Annotated in this window: 17 protein-coding genes; 13 read left to right on the top strand and 4 right to left on the bottom strand. The window is 63.2% G+C overall.

Annotation, left to right across the window (positions count from 1 at the left end; translation table 11 throughout):
* Positions 1–5 precede the first annotated feature (5 nt).
* The 4 genes from recO to QRX41_RS06540 all read left to right on the top strand — a co-directional run bounded on the left by recO (position 6) and on the right by QRX41_RS06540 (position 4,411).
* Positions 6–728: a DNA repair protein RecO gene (gene recO / locus QRX41_RS06555; RefSeq protein WP_313839464.1), complete on the top strand. Its 723-nt coding sequence runs from the start codon at positions 6–8 to the stop codon at positions 726–728.
* Between the two features lie 3 nt (positions 729–731).
* The gene (locus QRX41_RS06550; RefSeq protein WP_313836876.1) at positions 732–1,526 is read left to right on the top strand and encodes an isoprenyl transferase; all 795 of its coding nucleotides are present in this window, start codon (positions 732–734) and stop codon (positions 1,524–1,526) included.
* Between the two features lie 168 nt (positions 1,527–1,694).
* On the top strand, positions 1,695–3,125 hold the full coding sequence (locus QRX41_RS06545; protein WP_313839462.1) for an amidohydrolase: 1,431 nt from the start codon (positions 1,695–1,697) through the stop codon (positions 3,123–3,125).
* 89 nt (positions 3,126–3,214) lie between these two features.
* Entirely contained in the window at positions 3,215–4,411 is a 1,197-nt protein-coding gene (locus QRX41_RS06540; RefSeq protein ID WP_229133121.1) for an MFS transporter, read from the top strand.
* A 241-nt stretch (positions 4,412–4,652) separates the two neighbouring features.
* Here the strand turns inward: QRX41_RS06540 and QRX41_RS06535 are convergent, their stop codons facing one another.
* The 4 genes from QRX41_RS06535 to QRX41_RS06520 form a co-directional block, all read right to left on the bottom strand.
* Positions 4,653–6,176, bottom strand: coding sequence for a glycoside hydrolase family 32 protein (locus tag QRX41_RS06535; RefSeq protein ID WP_313839460.1), 1,524 nt, complete (start codon positions 6,174–6,176; stop codon positions 4,653–4,655).
* Positions 6,177–6,226: 50 nt separating this feature from the next.
* Positions 6,227–7,519: an MFS transporter gene (locus QRX41_RS06530; protein ID WP_313839459.1), complete on the bottom strand. Its 1,293-nt coding sequence runs from the start codon at positions 7,517–7,519 to the stop codon at positions 6,227–6,229.
* Between the two features lie 277 nt (positions 7,520–7,796).
* Positions 7,797–8,870, bottom strand: coding sequence for a LacI family DNA-binding transcriptional regulator (locus QRX41_RS06525; RefSeq protein WP_313839457.1), 1,074 nt, complete (start codon positions 8,868–8,870; stop codon positions 7,797–7,799).
* A 61-nt stretch (positions 8,871–8,931) separates the two neighbouring features.
* Positions 8,932–9,267 carry an MTH1187 family thiamine-binding protein gene (locus QRX41_RS06520; protein WP_313839455.1) on the bottom strand — a complete coding sequence of 112 codons (336 nt, stop codon included), beginning with the start codon at positions 9,265–9,267 and terminating at the stop codon, positions 8,932–8,934.
* A 198-nt stretch (positions 9,268–9,465) separates the two neighbouring features.
* Between QRX41_RS06520 and QRX41_RS06515 the strand changes: the two genes are divergently transcribed.
* The 9 genes from QRX41_RS06515 (at position 9,466) to dnaE (ending at position 20,830) form a co-directional block, all read left to right on the top strand.
* A complete protein-coding gene (locus tag QRX41_RS06515) occupies positions 9,466–10,983 on the top strand; it encodes a glycine--tRNA ligase (RefSeq protein WP_101432105.1) in 1,518 nt (505 codons plus the stop codon).
* Positions 10,970–12,148 (top strand): tRNA dihydrouridine synthase DusB, encoded by a 1,179-nt coding sequence (gene dusB, locus QRX41_RS06510; protein ID WP_396176798.1) that lies wholly within the window; start codon positions 10,970–10,972, stop codon positions 12,146–12,148. The genes QRX41_RS06515 and dusB overlap by 14 nt, the downstream gene beginning before the upstream one ends.
* 231 nt (positions 12,149–12,379) lie before the next feature.
* Positions 12,380–13,552: a cell division protein FtsZ gene (gene ftsZ, locus QRX41_RS06505; RefSeq protein ID WP_313839454.1), complete on the top strand. Its 1,173-nt coding sequence runs from the start codon at positions 12,380–12,382 to the stop codon at positions 13,550–13,552.
* An 18-nt stretch (positions 13,553–13,570) separates the two neighbouring features.
* The gene (locus QRX41_RS06500; RefSeq protein WP_029677902.1) at positions 13,571–14,038 is read left to right on the top strand and encodes a cell division protein SepF; all 468 of its coding nucleotides are present in this window, start codon (positions 13,571–13,573) and stop codon (positions 14,036–14,038) included.
* 41 nt (positions 14,039–14,079) lie between these two features.
* Entirely contained in the window at positions 14,080–14,364 is a 285-nt protein-coding gene (locus QRX41_RS06495) for a YggT family protein (protein WP_045924075.1), read from the top strand.
* Positions 14,365–14,455: 91 nt separating this feature from the next.
* On the top strand, positions 14,456–15,760 hold the full coding sequence (locus QRX41_RS06490) for a DivIVA domain-containing protein (RefSeq protein ID WP_313839453.1): 1,305 nt from the start codon (positions 14,456–14,458) through the stop codon (positions 15,758–15,760).
* 12 nt (positions 15,761–15,772) lie between these two features.
* Complete coding sequence (locus QRX41_RS06485; RefSeq protein ID WP_045924077.1) at positions 15,773–16,303, top strand: signal peptidase II; 531 nt, start codon at positions 15,773–15,775, stop codon at positions 16,301–16,303.
* The gene (locus tag QRX41_RS06480) at positions 16,300–17,229 is read left to right on the top strand and encodes an RluA family pseudouridine synthase (protein WP_313839451.1); all 930 of its coding nucleotides are present in this window, start codon (positions 16,300–16,302) and stop codon (positions 17,227–17,229) included. The genes QRX41_RS06485 and QRX41_RS06480 overlap by 4 nt, the downstream gene beginning before the upstream one ends.
* A gap of 43 nt (positions 17,230–17,272) precedes the next feature.
* Positions 17,273–20,830, top strand: coding sequence for a DNA polymerase III subunit alpha (dnaE, locus tag QRX41_RS06475; protein WP_313839450.1), 3,558 nt, complete (start codon positions 17,273–17,275; stop codon positions 20,828–20,830).
* The last annotated feature ends 74 nt before the right edge of the window (positions 20,831–20,904 follow it).

Genomic DNA, 20,904 nt, shown 5'->3' with positions numbered 1-20,904 from the left:
CCGTCGTGGCTATCTATCGTGACGAGGGCCTGGTCCTCAGAACGGTCAAACTGGGCGAGGCAGACCGGATCGTCACCATGCTGACCAGGGGACACGGCAAGGTCAGGGCCGTGGCCAAGGGGGTGCGACGGACCAAGTCCCGCTTCGGCGCGCGTCTGGAGCCATTCATGCGTGACGACCTGCTCATCTCCCGTGGCCGCAACCTGGACATCGTCTCCCAGGCCGTCTGCATAGCCGCCTATGCGGATGCCATATGCGCCGACTATGACCTCTATGCCAACGGGGGCGTCATGCTTGAGACCGCCGACAAGCTGGTGGTGGGCGAGCACGAGCCGGCCCCTGAGCAATACCGTCTGCTGGCCTCCGCCCTGGCCAGTCTGGCTGGTCACCGGCATGGACCCCGTGACATCGGCGCCTCCTACCTGCTGCGGTCCCTGGCGCTGGCTGGCTGGAGGCCCCGGCTGGATTCCTGCATCGTCTGCGGCCGGACCGACCAGCTGACCCACTTTTCGGTGCCTGGCGGCGGGGTGGTCTGCAGCCGGGACAGGCCTACCGACGCCGTGGCAGTGGATTCCGCCACCCTGGCCCGCTTCCGGGCGCTGAGCAGCGGGGACTGGTCCAAGCTGGACGGCAAGGACTCCACCCCCCTCTGCGACGGTCTTGTTGAGAAATGGGGCGAATATTACCTGGAGCGGCCCATCAGGTCTCTGCGGCTATTAGATTCTTGAAGCATGAGCTTTGACCCCGTCGACTACACTTCTCTGGATGTGCCTGCAGCCCCCTTCTCCGACCCCGCGCGTATCCCGCAGTTCCCCAAGGGCTCAGTCCCGCGGCACCTGGGTGTGATCATGGATGGGAATGGCCGCTGGGCCAAGCAGAGGGGCATGGAGCGCACCCAGGGTCACCGGGCTGCCGAGCCGGTGGTCTTCGACACCATAGCCGGGGCCATTGAGGCCGGGGTCCGCTACCTGAGCCTGTACACCTTTTCCACGGAGAACTGGAAACGCTCGCCGGCTGAGGTCCGCTTTCTGATGGGCTTCTCCCGGGACATCATCCACCGCCGGGTGGCCCAGATGGACGACTGGGGAGTGCGCGTGCGCTGGGCGGGTCGTCGGCCCCGGCTCTGGAAGTCGGTCATCGACGAGCTGGAGGCGGCCATGGAGCGCACCCGCCACAACACCAGGATCGATGTGATCTTCTGCATCAACTACGGGGGCAGGGCTGAGCTGGCCGATGCAGCCACAGACATCGCCCGAGAAGTCGCGGCTGGGCGAATCAAGGGCTCCAAGGTGACTGAAAAGATGATCGCCCAGCACCTCTACAACCCCGACATTCCGGATTGCGACCTGGTCATGCGCACCTCTGGGGAGCAGCGCACCTCTAACTTTCTGCCCTGGCAGGCAGCCTATGCGGAGCTGGATTTCGTCCCTGAGCTCTTCCCGGACTGCGGGCGTGAGGTGCTCTGGCGGGCCATCGACGATTACATCCACCGGGACAGGCGCTTTGGCGGCGTGGAGAATGCCTGAGAAGACAGAACCTCCAATTTTGTGAGGTTACCCATAGTCGTCCAAATTTACACGTCTGAACACCCTCGTAACGCCCATGAAAGGTAGTCTGTGACTTATCACAGCGGAGCAGGCCATGTGTCCGCCGTGGAAATCAGCGCAGCAAACGAAACGAAGGAGTCGACAGGCGTGGACGACAAGCAACGCATCATGCAGATCATCGAGGACAAGTCACAGGAGTTCATCGAGGCAGCCGATCATATTTGGGGCACCCCCGAGACCAGGTTTGCCGTCAAGGAGTCGGTCCAGCAGCATTATAAGGTGCTGGAGCAGGAGGGCTTCGAGATCGAGAAGGGCGTGGGCCATATGGACTACGCCTACGTGGCGACCTGGGGTTCGGGCCGTCCGGTGATCGGCATCACCGGCGAATACGATGCCCTGGGAGGGCTCAGCCAGGTGGCCGACCTGGGCGAGCACAAGCCCTTGGTCGAAGGCGGCAACGGGCAAGGCTGCGGCCACAACATCCTGGGCATGGCCGCCGTCGCGGCAGGCGTGGGCATCAAGACCTTCATGCAGGAGAAGGGCCTCAAGGGGACCATCAAGGTCTTCGGCTGCCCGGCTGAGGAGTCGGGTTACGGCAAGGCCTTCATGGCCAGGGACGGGGTCTTCGACGGGCTGGATCTGGCCCTGTCCTGGCATCCCTCGGATGTGACCCAGGCCTGGGGGTCCTCCAGCCTGGCGGTCCTGCAGGCCTACTTCGACTTCACCGGCGTGCCGGCCCACGCGGCTGCGGCTCCCGAGCTGGGCCGGAGCGCCCTGGATGCCGCGGAGCTGATGAATGTGGGCGTGCAGTTCCTGCGCGAGCACATGATCGATCAGGCCCGCGTGCACTACGCCTTCATCGACGCAGGCGGCGAGTCGGCCAACGTGGTGCAGTCCCACGCCCGTCTCTACTACTTCGTGCGCGCCCCCAGGATGGACCAGGCTCAGGATCTGTTCAAGCGTGTGGAGAAGATCGCCCAGGGTGCGGCCCTGATGACCGAGACCCAGGTCAAGGAGGAGTTCGACGCGGCCTGCTACAACTTCATTCCCAACCATCCGCTGACCGAGGCCATAGACAGGAACCTGGACCTCGTCGGCCCACTGCCCCTGGACCAGCAGGAGCTGGACTACGAGCGCCGCTACACGGACACGGTCCCCGAGGCGGGCAAGCAGCGGGTGCTCAGCCGCACCAAGGAGGCCTTCCCTGATCTGACGGATGAGGAAGTCAGGAAGATGGCCGAGTCGACCATGGCCCTGAAGAAGTATCCACTGGTCTTCACCGATACGGCATCGGGATCCACCGACGTCGGCGATGTCAGCTGGCAGACGCCCACCGCCCAGTTCAGCGGCGGGTTCGAGCCCCAGGGCACCTCTGCTCACTCTTGGCAGTGGGCGGCCAACGGCAAGTCCTCAGTGGCCCACAAGGGCCTGCTGGCTGCGGGCAAGACCCTGGCTCTGACCGCCTATGATGCGTTTACCGACCCGGATCTGGTCAAGGCCGCCAAGGAGGACTTTGGCAAGACCTTCGCCGGCCAGGAGTACAAGGTCGTCATCCCTGACGATGTGATGCCCCACTGACCCACTGTTCGGCTGCCGCCAGGCCCTGTGATCTTTGCGGGATCACCTTGCCCGGCGGCGGCCGGTTTCTACTGAAGGATGACAGACCAATGGCAATCAAGCAATCCTCAAAAACGGCGAGCGGAACGCTGATCTTCTCCCTGATGGCCGGTTACTCGATCGTGTACATGGACAAGAACATGATCTCGACCGCGATCATCCCCATCTCCGAGCAGTTCCACCTGGACTCGGGGCAGACAGGCATCATCATGTCGGCCTTCTTCCTGGGCTACTCGCTCATGCAGATACCCAGCGGCTGGCTGGCCGACCGGCTTGGGGCCAAGCGTGTGCTGATGGCCTCCATGATCATCATCGGTCTGTTCAGCTACTTGTTCGGCCTGGCCAATGGTCTGGCCTTCTTCATCATCGTCCGGTTCTTCGCTGGCATGGGCCACGGCGGCTACCCGCCCTCCTGCTCCAAGTCGATCGCGGAGAACTTCCCCCAGGAACGGCGTACCTTCGTCCAGTCGCTGATCCTGTCGACCTCGGGCATAGGCGGCATTCTGGCCTTCGTCCTGGGCGCCAACCTGGTCGCCATCAATTGGCATCTGGCCTACGCTGTGCTGGGCACCCTCTACCTGCTGGCCTTTGTCTGCATCCTGATCTTCGTGCCCTCCAAGCCCCGCCAGCCCGAGGCTGACCAGAAGCCCGGAGCCAAGGGGGCAGGGTTCCTCGAGGTTCTGAAGAACAGGAACGTGCTGGTCCTCTTCGTGGCCATGCTGCTGCTGAACATCCTCCTGTACGGCAATATCTCCTGGATGCCCACCTTCATCAAAAACACCTTCGGCCTTACGATTGGCCAGGCCGGCATCCTGCTGGCGGTCAACGCGGTCTTCACGACCGTCGCCACCATCTACGCCGGTCAGTTGCTCTCGAAGCTCTTCCTGGGCAGGGAGAAGCTGGCCATTCTGGGCGCCGGGGTGATCAGCGCTGTCCTGGTCGTATGCTTCGTCTTCTCGCGCAACATCTGGCTCTCCCTCCTGCTGCTGATCCTGGTATCCTGCGTCTCCGTGGTGGCCTTCACCGGCATCTTCACCTGGCCACACAAAATCATGGACCCGCACATCATCGGCTCCGCCATCGGCATCATCAACACCGGCGGCACCCTGGGCGGATTCCTTGCCCCCATGATCATCGGCTACCTGGTCAAGGCGGCCGGCGGTTCCTTCGTCGGAGCCTTCCTCTTCATGGGCGCGGCGGCCATCGCCTCCGGGCTGATGGCTCTGCTGGTCAAGGTCGGCAAGTAAAGCCGAAGTCGGATCGGCCGCACCAGTGGCTTCCGGTCCCGCAGATCAAAGGCCTGAGACCGAGTCATGACTGGCGGTCTCCGGCAAGGAGTCAGTGCCAAAGGACCGGTACTTCCTCTAGGATTTCCGATTCATCGGTTCTGACCATGGATGCTTGAAGGCGATGCTTGCAAAACAAAAAGGCCTGCCCTCTGAGTGATTCAGAGGGCAGGCCTTTCCTGTGCCGACCAGGACAGCGGGATCAGCGATCCGGCTCTTCCCAGATGGTGCCCAGCCTGGCGATCGCGAGGGAGTCGATCAGGGCCTTGCCCTCGCCGGACTCGGCGATCAGACGGATGCCCCGCGGTCCTTGGGCGGGGAAGGAGTAGGAGGACATGATCTCCAGCCCGTCGTTGACGACAACCTCGATCGAGCCCCGGTCCACGATGATGCGCAGTTTGAGTTTGCCCGAGGACTTGTCGACGGGTGCTGTGCGGTAACCCCGATCCCCGTAGGTGTTGCAGTGGCGGTCCAGCACCACGCGGCCCAGCTGGTCGTCATAGCAGACCAGCGTGTGGTCGCCGGATTGAGTCCGGTGAATCTCCAGACCGATGCGCTCTGCCTGGGACTTGGCCAGGTCGATTTCCATAGTGATGTCGGCGGTCTGCGCGTCGTCAACCAGATCCTGGCTGCCGTTGACCTCCAGCTCGATGGAACCGAAGTCCTGCCTGTCCTGGTCCAGGTCGGAGAACTCGCGCACCGGCAGGCAGCGCAGATGATCACCGGCCAGGGAGACCTCGCGGGGTACCGTGAACTGGCCGCACCAGCCGTCCTCCTGCATGGGGATGGGCTCGGTGAAGGGGCTCATCCAGCCGAAGACCAGCCGACGGCCGTCAGGGGCCTGGAAGGTCTGCGGGGCATAGAAGTTATGGCCGTCGTCCCAGAGGTGGAATTCAGTCTCCTGATGGAAGTCGCCGCCGGGCTGCCAGCTGCCGATCACATAGCCGGCGTTGTTGTGGTTGCGGGCTTCGAACCCGTGGGGCTTCAGGCCCATGGCCGAGTAGCAGATCACCCACTTGTCCTCCAGGGGGAACATGTCGGGGCATTCCAGCATGAAGACCTCAGGGTCGGGGTGCCGGTAGATGACCCGGTCGAAGGTCCAGTGCTCCATGTCATTGGATGTGTACATCCAGATCTCGCCGCGTTGTGCGGGGGTGCTGACTCCGAAGACCATGTACCAGAGCCCGCCCATCTTCCACACCTTGGGATCGCGGAAGTGCAGGATCTTGTCGTCCGGGCAGGGGATCACCACCCCCTTCTTTTCGAAGTGGATCCCGTCTGAGGAGACAGCCATGCACTGCTCCTGGAGGTTGCCGTCGTCATCGTTGACCCCATTGCGCCAGCGGTGACCGGTGTAGTAGATGGTCAGGCGGCCGTCGTCGCCCACCACGGCCGATCCGGAGAAGACCCCGTCCTTCTCGACCTCCAGGGTGGGCGCCATGGCCAGGGGCTCGCGCCGCCAGGTGACCAGATCCGCGCTGGATACGTGCCCCCAGTGCATGTTTCCCCACTCGCTCCCATAGGGGTTGAGCTGGAAGTAGGCATGGTAGCGGCCCTTGTAATAGCTCAGGCCGTTGGGGTCGTTGATCCATCCGGCCTTGGAGGCGATGTGGCACTGGGGATACCAGCGGTCATTGCGGGTGGCGAAGAGCCTATCGATGCTCTTCTGGGCCTTGTCCAGCTGAGCGCTCATATCGGCGTTTTCCTTGGTTACTGACTGGTTCATCCTTGAATCCTTTCGGGTCGGATGGAAGCTAATGATGGTTGATGTGGGGATCAGCCCTGGGTTACGGCGGACTTCTGCGAATCCCTGATGAAGGGATCGCCGTCAACCTGCTGGTCGTCGCGCTTGAGCACGAAGATGCCGTAGATCAGGGCCGCGAGCACCACCAGGGAGATGGTGTAGAAGGTGACCCGGTCGCCGGCCCGGTCGTGGAGCATGCCCAGCGGGGTGGACAGGACCACCTGGCCGACCTGGGAGGCGATCTGGAAGCCCACCATGTAGAGGGTGGCGGACAGCTTGGGGTTGAAGTGCAGGGTGAAGTAGCGGAAGGCCGGCAGGCTGAAGAGCGGAACCTCGATGGAGTGGAAGAGCTTGACGATGGAGACCATGACCGGATCGTGGAAGAAGCCGCACAGGCCGATCCTGGCGAACATGACCGTAGCGCCCAGCAGGAGGGAGTTGCGAACGCCGATCTTGCGCATGATGACGGGCACGACACCCATCATGGCCGATTCCAGGAAGACCTGGAAGGAGTTGAGGATGCCGTAGACCTGGTTGCCCAGCTGCGGCGTGGCGAAGAGGTTGGCGTAGTAAGTGGGGAACATCTGCTGGTCGAAGACCGTGTAGAAGGTGTTGGTGAAGATCATGAAGACGATCAGCAGCCAGAGGGCCGGCATGCCCAGTACATGGAGCATGTCCCTCAGTGAAGGCTGGGACTTCTCGCCCTCGGGGGTCGATTCGCGGCGGATCTCGTCACGCTGCTCGTCCGGGATCCAGAAGGCGTAGACCAGCAGCATGCACAGGCCGAAGGCGGACCCCAGCCAGAAGTTGATCATGGGGTTGATGTTGAAGACGAAGCCGGCGATCAGGGCCACGATGGCATAGCCGAAGGAGCCCCAGGCCCGGGACTGTCCATACTCGAAGCCGAACTTGCGCGAGTAACGCTCGGTGATGGCCTCGATCAGGGAGCAGCCGGACATGAAGCCGGCAGAGAGAACCACGGCGCCAAGCATGGCGCCCAGCATGATGTTGGAGCGCATGAGCGGAGCATAGATGAATTGGACGAAGGGCCCCACCAGTGCGGCGATGGCGGCGATGAAGACGGCCAGACGGCGCTTGACGCCCAGTTCGTCCTGGATCACCCCGTAGACAAACATGATGATCAGGGTGGCCACGGAATTGATGGAGTAGATGTTGCCCACCTGGGTGTTGGTCATGCCAAGCCCCGTTACCAGCCATCGCTGGTAGAAGGACCACCAGATGCCCCAGGCGCAGAAGAAGAAGAATATTCCGGTGGAGGATTCCAAATATGATGGATTCCTCCATGCTGATGATTTGGCGGCCATGCTGCCCCTCTCTCCTTGTTGTGCACCGCTTCTCCGCAGTGCCTCCAGGTCCGATGCACTTCCTATGTGCAGAGTGGATCCTTGTAGGTATAGTAGGTCGTCAATCGATTTACGTCAAACGATTGACTATTGATGTGCGTTCCTACGATCACGATGAGCGATTGGCAGGGGATGCTGGCTGATTGGCTATCGGCTATTGGTGATTGGAACCAATCCAGCCAGAATTGGACCTTGGTTCACCATCTTGCGACAGCAAAGGGGGAAGGGTGATTCTGGCTTAGCGACTGGTTGAGGCCGGGGCCGAGGCGGCATCGAGGCGGGTGGAGCCCTTGCGGATCAGGGCGCAATGGATGCGCACTCCCTCGTCGTGATCAAGCGGCGGCAGGGCGGCACGGGTTTTGGGCAGGGGCAGAGCGAGGCGACGTGGATTGATTTGCGCAAGCAGCCGCCGCACCGCCCAGAAGCCCATCTCGTAGTGGGGCAGTTCGACCGTGGTCAGGGGAGGCGCTGTGGTTTCGGCTATGACCTGGTGGTTGTCCACGCCCACCAGATTAAGGTCCTGGCCGATGATCAGATGGCGGGCCGCGGCGGCCTGGTAGAGGTAGAAGGACCGCGAGTCATTGAAGCAAAAGACCCCGTCGGGATGCTGGTCGTCCATGAGGTCGTTTGTCTGATCCATGGCCTCCTGGTTGAATCCGACCAGTCGGATCAAGGCCTGACTTGTGGGTAACCCAGCTTCCTTGAGGGCTGCGTGATATCCGCGCATTCTGTCTTCTTGCGCGGGCAGATCCTGTGTGGTGCCCAGGTAGGCCACCCGGCGGCAGCCTGATTCGATCAGGTGGCGGGTGGCATCGTAGCCGATCAGGAACTCGTCAGGGGCGATGCTCGGACAGCGGTCGGCCCGCTCCACCGCGTTGACCACCACGGCAGGGCAGGAGCGCAGAGCCTGGGGCAGGTCGACATCCTGGTCATACATCTTGGCGAAGAGGAAACCGTCCACCCCATAGCGCTTCAGGGCCTGGATCTGCTCGGCTTCCCGGATGCCTCCATCGGTGGAGACGGTGAGAAGCACATAGCCGCGCTCGGCTGCCGCATCCTGCGCGCCCCGAATAATGGCGCCAGCGTAGGGCGTAGTGGCCACTTCTTCGCTGATGAAGCCCAGCATGCCGGTCTTGCTGGTGCGCAGCGACCGAGCCATGGGATTGGGCCGATAGCCCAGGGTCTTGGCTGTGCTGCGCACTTTCCGGGCGGTCTCCGACTTGACTCTGCCCTTGTCGCGGCCGTTGAGCACCAGAGAGACTGTGGAGACGGATACGCCTGTGCGTTCGGCGATCTGCTTCATCGTGATCATGGGCACACCTTAACTTGCTCAGGCGATTTCAGCCCGGCTGATCTTCAGTGACAGGGTGCTTTCAGCGGTTTTCCCCGCCTAGGATTTGGTTGACCCGCTCCACCTTCTCGTGGATCTGATCCCGCTTGCCTGGACGGATGTCCAGCCTGAGGCTAACGCCTGTCCTATATCCCTGCTCGGCCAGAACCCGTGTGGCCTCTTCCACAACCTCCATGACCCGATGCAGATCCCCTTCGATGACGGTGCTCATGGCGTTGGTCTGGTTGGGCAGCCCCGAATCCCTGATGACCTTGATGACCTGGGCCACATAGGTGGACAGCTCCTCACCCTGACCAGAGGGCGCAATGGTGACCTCGGCTACGGTGTTCAGATAGGATGAGTCGTTCACATTAGGCATATCGGGAACCTTTCCTCGTCGACTGGGGTTGGCAGGCAGGATGCCCGGTGTCCCCCTGCGGTCACCTGCGCGGCCTCCCGCACCTTCCTCAAGGGTAGGCCTCTGCGCTGACAGCAGGTCACCCGCCGAAGGTATGCTGGAGGCCGGTCATCAGGTCGTATGTCCCCAGGAGGGGCTCCCGAGCAGAAGGTGTGATCAGTGGCAGTATCGAAACTGGATGAGGTCATCTCCCTGGCCAAGCGCCGAGGATTCGTCTTTCCCGCAGGGGAGATCTACGGCGGGACACGCTCGGCCTGGGACTATGGCCCCTTGGGCGTGGCCCTCAAGGACAACATCAAGCGTGAGTGGTGGCGGACCATGGTGGTCACCCGCGACGATGTGGTCGGCGTGGATACCTCGGTCATCCTGCCCACGGCGGTCTGGGAGGCCTCGGGCCATGTGTCCGTATTTAATGATCCCCTGATCGAGTGCCTGAACTGCCACAAGCGGCACCGGGCCGACACCCTGGAGGAGGCCTACGTCGAGAAGCACGGCCACGATCCGGAAAACGGCCTCAAGGACATCCCTTGCCCGGACTGCGGCACCAAGGGCCAGTGGACCGAGCCGCGCGACTTCAACATGATGCTGCAGACCCACCTGGGACCTGTCCAGGACGAGAAGAGCCTGCACTACCTGCGTCCCGAGACCGCCCAGGGCATCTTCGTGGACTTCAAGTCCGTCATGGCCTCCTCCCGCTCCAAGCCTCCCTTCGGCATCGCCAACATGGGCAAGAGCTTCCGCAACGAGATAACCCCCGGCAATTTCATCTTCCGCACCCGCGAGTTCGAGCAGATGGAGATGGAGTTCTTCGTCCACCCCGGCACCGACGAGCAGTGGCATCAGTACTGGATCGACGCCAGGACCCGCTGGTACGTGGACCTGGGCGTCAAGCCCGAGAACCTGCGCCACTACGAGCACCCCAAGGAGAAGCTGGCCCACTATTCCAAGCGAACCGTGGACATCGAGTACCGGTTCGGCTTCCAGGGCTCCGAGTGGGGCGAGCTGGAGGGCGTGGCCAATCGCACCGACTACGACCTCAAGGCCCATGCCGAGCACTCGGGTGAGGATCTGAGCTACTTCGACCAGGCCAGCGGGGAACGCTACATCCCCTACGTGATCGAGCCCGCTGCCGGCCTGACGCGCTCGCTGATGGCCTTCCTGGTGGATGCCTATGACGTGGACGAGGCCCCCAACACCAAGGGCGGGGTCGACCGGCGCACCGTGCTGCGCCTGGATCCGAGGCTGGCCCCGGTCAAGGCAGCCGTCCTGCCCCTGTCCAAGAAGCCTGATCTGCAGCGGATCGCCCATGACCTGGCTGCCGACCTGCGCCAGAACGAGTGGATGGTGGACTACGACGAGTCCGGCGCCATCGGTCGTCGCTACCGTCGCCAGGACGAGATCGGCACGCCTTTGTGCATCACCGTGGACTTCGACACCTTGGACGACAAGGCGGTCACCATCCGCAACCGAGACTCCATGCAGCAGGATCGGGTGGCCCTGGACCAGGTGGAGGACTATGTGCGCCGGGTCGTCGGCGAGCGGCGGGTGCGCTACCCCATGGGGCCGTCTGACCTGACCGGAGCGCGTGCCGCTGACGGCTACACGGACCTGGCCAGCGAGCCGGGCACGGACGAGAGCGAACCCATCAAGGTGGCCGAGGCCGGTGGCCGGTACTGAGACTGATCGCCCGACCCCGAAGGCTGCCCCGGTGCAGCTGGGCCCGATAACCGTGCCTGTGCCGGTCATGCTTTCGCCTATGGCGGGCGTGACCAACTGGCCCTTCCGCCTGCTCTGCCGGCAGTACGGTCCCGACGGACTGTATGTGGGGGAGATGGTGACGGCCCGGGCCCTGGTGGCGCGCAACCCCAAGGCCTTCCGGCTCTGTCGCTTCGCCCCGCAGGAGAAGGTGCGCTCCCTGCAGCTGTACGGGGTGGACCCGCAGATCATGGAACAGGCCACCCGGATGGTGGTTGATGCGGGCTGGGCCGATCATATCGACATGAACTTCGGCTGCCCGGTTCCCAAGGTCACCAGACATGGCGGCGGATCCGCCCTGCCATGGAAGACCGACCTCTTCGCCGAACTGGTCCATCGGGTGGTCGCCGTCTGCTCGCCTGCCGGGATCCCGGTCACCGCAAAGATCCGTGTGGGCATCGATCACCAGCACGAGACCTTCCTGGAGGCGGCGCACATCGCCCAGGAGGAGGGATGCGCCGCCGTGACCCTGCACGCCAGAACCACGGCTGAGTACTATGGCGGCCATGCCGACTGGGACCGGATCGCTCAGCTGGTCCAGGCCGTTGATATCCCCGTCTTCGGCAACGGCGACATCTGGACCGCCGAGGATGCCCTGGACATGTTCGCCCAGACCGGCTGCGCAGGCGTGGCCATCGGCCGGGGCTGCCAGGGCCGTCCCTGGCTCTTTGCCGACATAGCGGCGGCCCTGGCTGGCTCCCCGGAACGGCAGGAGCCCACCCTGGGCCAGGTGGGGGCCATCATGGCCCGCCATGCCCGGCTTCTGGCCGAGTTCTACGACGGCGACGAGCGCATGGCCGTCCACGACATGCGCAAGCACGTGGCCTGGTATTTGAAGGGTTTCGCGGTGGGAGGCCAGGTGCGCCGCGACTTCATGGCCTGCGAGAGCCTGGAGGAGCTGGACCGCTGCATCGCCGATCTGGATCAGGACATGCCCTATCCACGAGCCGTGGCCGGCAAGCCCCGTGGCCGGGTCCGCTATGCCAAGAAGGTCCGTCTTCCCTATGGCTGGCTGGATTCGCGGACCACCACCCATCAGGAGCGCGAGACGCTCTTCGGCAACGACCCCATGGATGCCTCCTACTGAAGCCGGAAATATTCCTGTCGCCAACCGTGCGCATCCGGGTCTAGAATCAGGGTTTAGAATACGGACAGAACGGCGTGGAGGTTCTCTCGGAAGGCCAGGGCGGTTGGCTCTGTCCTCCCGGACCCTAGGCCCACGGCCGTCAGGGAGGGTCGGAACGCCTGTGGGCAAATGCGTGTTGGCGTATACGACCTGCGCTAGAGTTGAGCGTAACGTGAGTGACGGGAGCATACTGTGAGCGAGATTGCCCAGAATGACAATTTCAACGACAAGACCAACATCAAGGTCGTTGGTGTTGGTGGAGCCGGTGGCAATGCTGTCAATCGCATGATCGCCGAGGGTCTGCAGAATGTCGAGTTTGTTGCCATCAATACCGATGCCAAGGATCTCCTGCGCTCAGAAGCCGATGTAAAGATCTCCCTTTCCGATGCCAACAGCCGCGGCCTGGGGGCCGGAGCCGATCCAGAGAAGGGCGCCAAGGCTGCCCAGGACCATCAGTCCGACATTGAAGAGGTTCTCAAGGGCGCCGACATGGTCTTCGTCACTGCAGGGGAGGGCGGCGGCACAGGCACTGGCGCCAGCCCCTTGGTTGCGCGTGCAGCCCGTCAGCAAGGCGCGCTGACCATCGCCGTAGTCACCCGGCCGTTTACCTTTGAGGGACCCAGGCGCTCCGCTTCCGCCGAATCGGGCATCGAGAACCTGCGCAAGGAGGTCGATGCCCTTATCGTTATCCCCAATGACCGGCTTCTGGACCTCTCGGATCGCACAGTCTCGGTCATGGATGCCTTCAAGACCGCCGACACGGCCCTGCTGGCTGGTGTTCAGGGCATCACTGACCTGATCACCATGAACTCCTACATTCACGTGGACTTCTCCGATGTCACCGCCATCTTGAAGGATGCAGGCACCGCCCTCTTCGGCATCGGCGCAGCCAGGGGCGAGGATCGAGCCACCCAGGCCGCCGAGATCGCCATCTCCTCCCCGCTCCTGGAGGAGAGCATCGAGGGTGCCCACGGGGCCCTGATCAACGTGGCCGGCCCCACCGACCTGAGCATGCAGGAGGCATCTGCCGCCGCCCAGCTGGTTCAGGATGCCATCCACCCCGAGGCGCAGATCATCTGGGGCCTGGCCTTGGACGACGCCTACGGGGACGAGGTGCGGGTCACGGTCATCGCTGCCGGATTCGATCCCACACCAAAGAAGGAAGAGACCCCGGCCCCTGCAGTGGACACGACCACCACGCCGGCAGCGGCCGCCCCAGTCCAGCAGCCCCAGCAGCCGCTGACGACCCCTTCCGCCCAGGCGGAGTCAGATGAGACTTCCGAACACGATGTGGTGCCCCCCGCCTCCGGCGACGACGGCACCTCCGACCCGGGATATCTGGATATCCCTGACTTTCTGCGGTAATCAGGCGAAGGAGCAGGTATGGCAGGATTGATGAAGAACGCAATGTCCTTTTTCGGCATGTCGGACGTCGTAGACGACGATGACGACGACCTGGCCGACGATGACGAGGCCCGCGATGGCTTCGACACCGATCACTCTGTGACTCCCATGGCTCCGCAATCCACGTCCAGCAGCCAGGAGGCCGAGTCCACGCCCTTCCAGAGCCGGATCAACCGCATCACCACCATCCATCCCAAGTCCTATGAGGATGCCCAGATGGTCGGCAGGGCCCTGCGGGACGGAGTGCCGGTGGTCCTCAACCTGACTGGCGTGTCCGAGTCGGTGGCCTACAGGATCGTCGACTTCTCGGCAGGCGTGGTCTTCGGGGTACGCGGGTCCATCGAGCGGGTCACTCCCAGGGTCTTTCTGCTCAGTCCTGCGCAGGTCAACATCAAGGTGGAGGAGCCCGAGTCAGGCTCTTCGGCCAAGGGGCTTTTCGCCCAGTGAGCGATGCCCTGGCAGCCGTGTCTGCAGGAGCCTAAAGACGCATGCTTCTTCTTTTTATTCGATATCTGATAGACATCTGCATTGAGACCTACCTGCTGATCCTCTTCGTGCGGATGATTCTGGACTGGGTCCTGGTTCTGTCGCCTCGCTGGTACCCTCGTGGCTTCGTGGCCTCGCTCATTCGGGTCATCTATGCCTTGACTGAGCCGCCCCTGCGCTGGCTGCGCCGGTACATTCCGCCTCTGCCCATGGGCAGGATCCAGCTTGACGTCTCCTTCATGGTGCTCTACGCGGCCCTGATCATCATCCAGGTGCTGTTGGGGTAAGAGCAAGACCGTGGATACGGCAGACTCCGTGCTAGCATGCAGTAAGAGAACACAATCGGGCTGGTTGGCCTGAAGCGAGGTGGAGAAACATATGGCTCTATTGACGCCTAATGACATAAGGGAGCATACCTTCCAGACAGTGCGGTTTAAGGAAGGCTACGACGTCGACGAGGTCGACGACTTCCTGGATCAGGTCACCGATACGGTTGAAGCTCTGGGTAAGCAGGCCATGCAAGGCAACGCCGCTTCCACCCAGTCCCTGGGTACCGATGTGGCCTCGCTGAACTCGAAGATTTCCGACCTGACGGCTCAGGTCGAATCCCTGCAGAAGGAGAACCGGGATCTGAAGCAGGCCCAGGGGTCCGCCGCCCAACAGCCTGCCGTGGATGCCCAGACCAAGCGACTGCTGGCCGAGTCCCAGAGCCAGGTCAAGACCCTGGCCTCCCAGAACGACCAGCTCAAGCGTCAGGTCGAGCAGCTCAACTCCCAAATCGACCAGCTTACCGCCCAGGCCGCCGCGGGCAACAACACCCAGGCGCTGACCAACCAGCTGACGGCCATGCAAAAGGAGCGCGACCAGGCCCGCCAGCAGGTCCAGGCTCTGACCAACCAGCTCAATGCCTCCCAGCAGGGCATGGCCACGGCCCGCCAGCAGGTCACCCAGGCCCAGAAGGCTTCTCAGGAGCAGCAACAGCGCACCGAACAGCTGAACAAGGAGCTGGAAGAGTCCCGCAAGCGCGAGGAGCAGCTGCGCCAGCAGGTCTCCAAGGCCGAGCCCTCCACCGAAACGGGCAGCCTGCAACGGATCGCGGGCGCTGGCGCCGAGGCCAGCAGCGAACCCGAGAGGGCCACCGCCATGCTCACCCTGGCCATGCAACTGCACGATCAGTACGTCGACAAGGGCAAGGCCAACGCCTCCCAGCTGGTGGCCGAGGGCCACGCGCAGCACGACGACATCGTCAAGAAGGCGGAGGACTACTCCAAGAGGACCCGCGCCGAAGTGGACGAGTATTCCAAGCGCGTGCACTCCGAGGCCGATGGCTACTCACAGCGCGTACGCTCCCAGGCTGACGAGTACTCGGTCAAGACCCGTTCCGATGCCGACGCCTATTCCAAGCGCCAGCACAACCAGGCCGACGAGTACGAGACCCAGGTGCAGACCCGTGCCCAGGAGTACGACAAGAACACCCGCGACAGCGCCGACCGCTATGCCGCCGATGTCAAGAACAAGCTCATGGATCAGTCCAAGGTTCTGGAGGAGAACATCCAGGGTCTCAAGCAGTTCGAGGCGGGCTACCGCAGCAAGCTGACCGAGTTCCTCAACCAGCTCATCAACCAGATCTCGGACACCAGCAATTACCAGTCCATGGAAAAGAAGTCCGAACAGGCCCACTGATTCCATCCGGTAATGACCAAGAACACATACAAGAGACGGCTGCGCGGGCGCGTGGCCGTCTTCGTCGCTCTGGCGGCAGTGGCCATAGCGTTGGATCAGGTGACCAAGGCCTTGGCCTTGGCTCGGCTGGGCAAGGGGGTCAGTGTAGCACTGCCGGGTCCTCTCCATGGTCTGCGACTGGTGCGCAACCCTGGGGCTTCTCTTGGATTGGGATCCGGGAGTACCTGGGTCATATCCCTGATCGCCCTGGCCGCCTGCCTGCTCATCATTGTTCTGGCCCTGCGGACCACCTCCATGGCCTGGACCCTGGCCCTCTCCCTGGCCTTCTCAGGGGCGGCAGGCAATCTGATCGACCGGGTGGCCTATGCATCAGGCTTTCTTGACGGTGCCGTGGTCGACTTTCTGGACTACGGATGGTCGGTGGGCAATGTGGCCGACATCTATCTGACTCTGGCCGGTGTTGCCGTGGTGGCGCTCATTGCCTGCAATGTGCAGTTCAGCGACAGATCCCAACCCAAAGAACATGGGGGAGCAGCCAAGTGACCCGGCTTCTTCCCACGCCGGATGCCCTGGTGGGTCGGCGCCTGGATATGGCCCTGTCCAAGATGCTGGGCCTGTCCAGGGCCAAGGCCAGCGATCTGGTGGCCCAGGGCCATGTGCGGATCATGGGTCGTCGGGTGAACAAGGCCACCACCCTGATGAGCGGCGATCTGATAGAGCTGGACGAACCCGAGCCGGCCACACAGGTGGAGCCGGTGGCTGAGGACATGCCCGTGGTCTACGAGGACGAGGACGTGGTCGTCGTTGACAAGCCGGTTGGGGTGGCGGCACATCCCTCCATAGGCTGGACCGGACCAACTGTTCTGGGCAGCCTCCTGCAGCGGGGCACCCACATCACCTCCATGGGGGCCCAGGGCCGTCAGGGCATCGTCTCCCGCCTGGACGCAGGCACCAGCGGCCTTATGCTGGTCTGCAAGTCCGACCTGGCCTACAAGGAGATGCGCCGGCAGTTCGCTCGGCATGAGGTGGTCAAGATATACCACGCCCTGGTCCAGGGCAACCTTTCCCAGGACAAGGCCACCATCGAGGCCCCCATCGGCCGGGCCCGGGTCTCGGACTTCCGCTTCACCGTCACCCCCGCAGGCAAGGAGGCCATCACCCACTGGGACGTACTGGAGCGCTTCGGCTCGGCCACCCTGGTCAGCGTCAATCTGGAGACCGGGCGCACCCATCAGATACGCGTGCACTTCTCTTCCATAGGCCACCCCCTGGTGGGCGACCACATGTATGGGGCCAGCCCCGACCTGGCGGACAGGCTGGGCCTGAAGCGGCAGTGGCTGCACGCCATGCGCCTGGAATTCCGCCATCCCCGCACCAAGATCTGGACCAAGGTGGTCTCCTCCTATCCGGCTGATCTGCGCCGCGCCCTGCAGATCGAACGCCAGAGCGCCGCTGGTATACGCAGCTAGCGGACTCCGGCGATTCGGCCAGGGTCCTGGGTAAGTTGGAGATATGTCCTCAACCCGGTCAGACTTCGTTCACCTTCACACCCATACCCACTATTCCACCCTGGACGGGGCCAGCAGGATCCCCGACCTGGTTGCCGAGGTGGGGCGGCTGGGGCAGCCGGCCGTGGCCATCACCGACCACGGCAACATGCACGGGGCCTACGAGCTCTGGCGGACGGCCGTGGATGCCGACATCAAGCCCATCATCGGCATCGAGGCCTACGTGACCCCTGAGACTGCCCGCCAAGACAAGAGCCGGGTCCACTGGGGAACCGACGAGCAGCGTTCCGACGATGTCTCCGGCGGCGGCTTCATCACCCACATGACCCTCTGGGCCAGCGACGACACGGGTCTGGTCAACCTGATCAAGGCCTCCTCGGTGGCCAACCTGGAGGGTCTGGTCGGCAAGTGGCCCCGCATGGACAAGGACCTGCTGTCCACCTACCACCAGGGGGTCATCGCCACCACCGGCTGCCCCTCGGGCATCGTCCAGACCAGGCTGAGGCTGGGCCAGTTCGACGAGGCCCTGCGTGCCGCAGGTGAGTTCCAGGACATCTTCGGCAAGGAGAACTACTACGTGGAGCTGATGGACCACGGGCTGGAGATCGAGCATCGGGTGACCAAGGAACTGCTGGAGATCGCCCGTCGTCTGGATGCCCCCCTGGTGGCCACCAACGACTCGCACTATGTGCGCAAGGAGGACGCCTCGGCCCAGGATGCCCTGCTCTGCATCAACTCGGGATCCCGGCTGACCGACCCTGGACGCTTCAAGTTCGACGGCACCGGCTACTACATCCGCTCGGCCCAGGAGATGCGGGAGATCTTCAAGGAGTTCCCTGAAGCCTGCGACAATACCCTGGAGATCGCGGAACGCTGCAACGTCATGTTCGACGATCACGAGGACGGGGCCTTCATGCCCCGCTTCGACTGCCCGGAGGGCTGGGACGAGACCTCCCTCTTCCTGAAGAAGGTGGACGAGGGGTTGAAGAACCGCTACCCGGACGGGGTGCCCGAGGAGGTCTCCCACCAGGCCGACTACGAGTGCGGGGTCATCTGCCAGATGCAGTTCACCGGATACTTCCTGGTGGTGGCCGATTACATCAACTGGGCCAAGCAGCATGGCATCATGGTGGGGCCGGGCCGTGGATCGGCGGCAGGATCCATGGTGGCCTACGCCATGGGCATCACCGAGCTGGATCCACTCAAGCACGGGCTGATCTTCGAGCGCTTCCTCAACCCCGAGCGCGTCTCCCTGCCCGATATCGACGTGGACTTCGACCCCGAGGGGCGCATGAAGGTCCTGGACTACGTGGGCCGCAAGTACGGCTCCGACAAGGTGGCCCAGTGCGTGACCTACGGCACCATCAAGACCAAGCAGGCCCTGAAGGACTCGGCCAGGATCATGGACTACGAGTACTCGGTGGGCGACCAGGTCACCAAGGCCCTGCCGCCCACGGTCAACGGCAAGGACATGAGCCTCAAGGAGATCTTCGATCCCCAGTCCAAGCGCTACCCGGAGGCCAAGGAGTTCCGTGACCTGTACGAGTCCAACCCGGACGTCAAGCGGATCACCGAGGAAGCCAAGGGCATCGAGGGCATCATCCGCCAGACCGGCGTGCACGCCTGCGCCACCATCATGGCCTCCAACCCCATCACCAACACCTCGCCGCTGATGGAACGCACCGACGGCACGGTGACCACCACCTTCGAATACCACACCTGCGAAACCCTGGGGCTGGTCAAGATGGACTTCCTGGGGCTGTCCAACCTGACGGTCATCAGGGACACGGTCGCCAACATCAAGCGCAATGGCAAGGAGCCCATCAGCATCGAGAAGGTCCCCCTGGACGACAAGGAGACCTACCAGCTGCTCTCCCGGGGCGACACCCTGGGCGTCTTCCAGCTCGATGGCGACGGGATGCGATCCCTGCTGCGCATGCTCAAGCCCGACAACTTCAACGACATCTCCGCCCTGATCGCCCTCTACCGGCCAGGGCCCATGGATATGAACTCGCATATCAACTATGCCAAGCGCAAGAACGGGCTGCAGAAGATCGAGCCCATTCATCCGGAGGTGGCCAAGCCCCTGGCGGGCGTGCTTGACGAGACCTACGGCCTGATCGTCTACCAGGAGCAGGTCCAGTCCGCAGCCCGGATTCTGGCCGGTTACTCCCTGGGCCGAGCCGATGTGCTCCGAAGGGCCATGGGCAAGAAAAAGCCCGATGTCCTGGCCAAGGAGCAGGTGCCCTTCTTCCAGGGCATGAAGGAGCACGGCTACTCCCAGGAGGCCGCCCAAGCGGTCTGGGACGTCCTGGTGCCCTTCTCCGGCTACGCCTTCAACAAGGCGCACTCCGCGGCCTACGCCCTGATCGCATACTGGACCGCCTACCTGAAGACCCACTATCCGGTGGAGTTCATGGCCGCTCTGCTGCAGAACGAGAAGACCAACAAGGACAAGACCGCCCTCTACCTAGGTGAGGCCAGAAGGATGGGCATCCGCATCCTGGCGCCTGACATCAACGAGTCTGTGGCCGAGTACTCCGCTGTCGGCGACGTGGTCCGCTTCGGCCTGGGAGCCATCCGCAATGTGGGCGACAAGGTGGTGGCGGACATCATCAAGGAACGCCAGGGGCCCCGGGGCAAGTACGTCAACTTCATGGACTTCGTCAAGCGGGTGCCCATGGAGGTGCTCAACAAGCGAACCGTGGAATCCCTGATCAAGGGCGGCGCCTTCGACGGCATCGACCCCAACAGGAGGGCCCTCTTCCAGATCCATGACGAGGCCGTCGACCAGGTCATGCCCATCAAGCGCAAGCAGGCCGAGGGCCAGTTCGATCTCTTCGCCGACCCCGATGACGATCTGCCCCAGCAGGATGCCTTGGGCGACGCCCAGGTGACCGTGCCTGACATCGACGAGTGGGACAAGTCCACCAAACTCAACTTCGAGCGGCAGATGCTGGGTCTGTACGTGTCCGACCATCCCTTGAGCGGCATGACTTCGGTTCTGGCTGGCATGCGTGACATGTCCATCGCCCAGCTGCTCAACCGGTCCAAGGGCATGGACGGCAAGGCGGTGACCCTGGCTGGGCTGGTCACGGCTGTGGACCGACGGGTCTCCAAGAAGGGCAATCCTTGGGCCATCGTCACCATCGAGGATCTGGAAAGCTCCATCCAGTGCATGTTCTTTGGCAAGATTTACGACGCCCACTCCGACGACCTGGTCCTGGACTCGGTCATCCGGGTGAAGGGTGTGGTTGAGCTGCGGGACGAGGCCACCAACATCCGCGTCACCGATATGGAGGTGCCCGTCCTGGAGTCGGCGGACGAGCGGCCTTTGACCATCACCCTGCCCAGGCAGGCCCTGGATCGGGGGCACATGGAGCGGCTGGCCCGGATACTCAAGTCCCACCCCGGCTACTGCCAGGTTCGTCTGGCGGTCACCGACGACCGGGGCAACGTCCGCCTGCTGACCTTTGGCGACGGATTCCGCACCAGGCACGACACCTCCATGATGGCCGAGATCAAGTCGGTCTTCGGGCCCTCCTGCCTGCCGTCGGCCTAGGATGCGCCCGGAACCGTCTCACCATATGGGACGGCGGTGAGTCGCTGGCTTTGGCGACACAAAAGTTCACTACC

The organism is Bifidobacterium kimbladii, from assembly GCF_032193675.1.
GTDB lineage: Bacteria > Actinomycetota > Actinomycetes > Actinomycetales > Bifidobacteriaceae > Bombiscardovia > Bombiscardovia kimbladii.
This window is presented reverse-complemented; position numbering and strand designations above follow the sequence as displayed.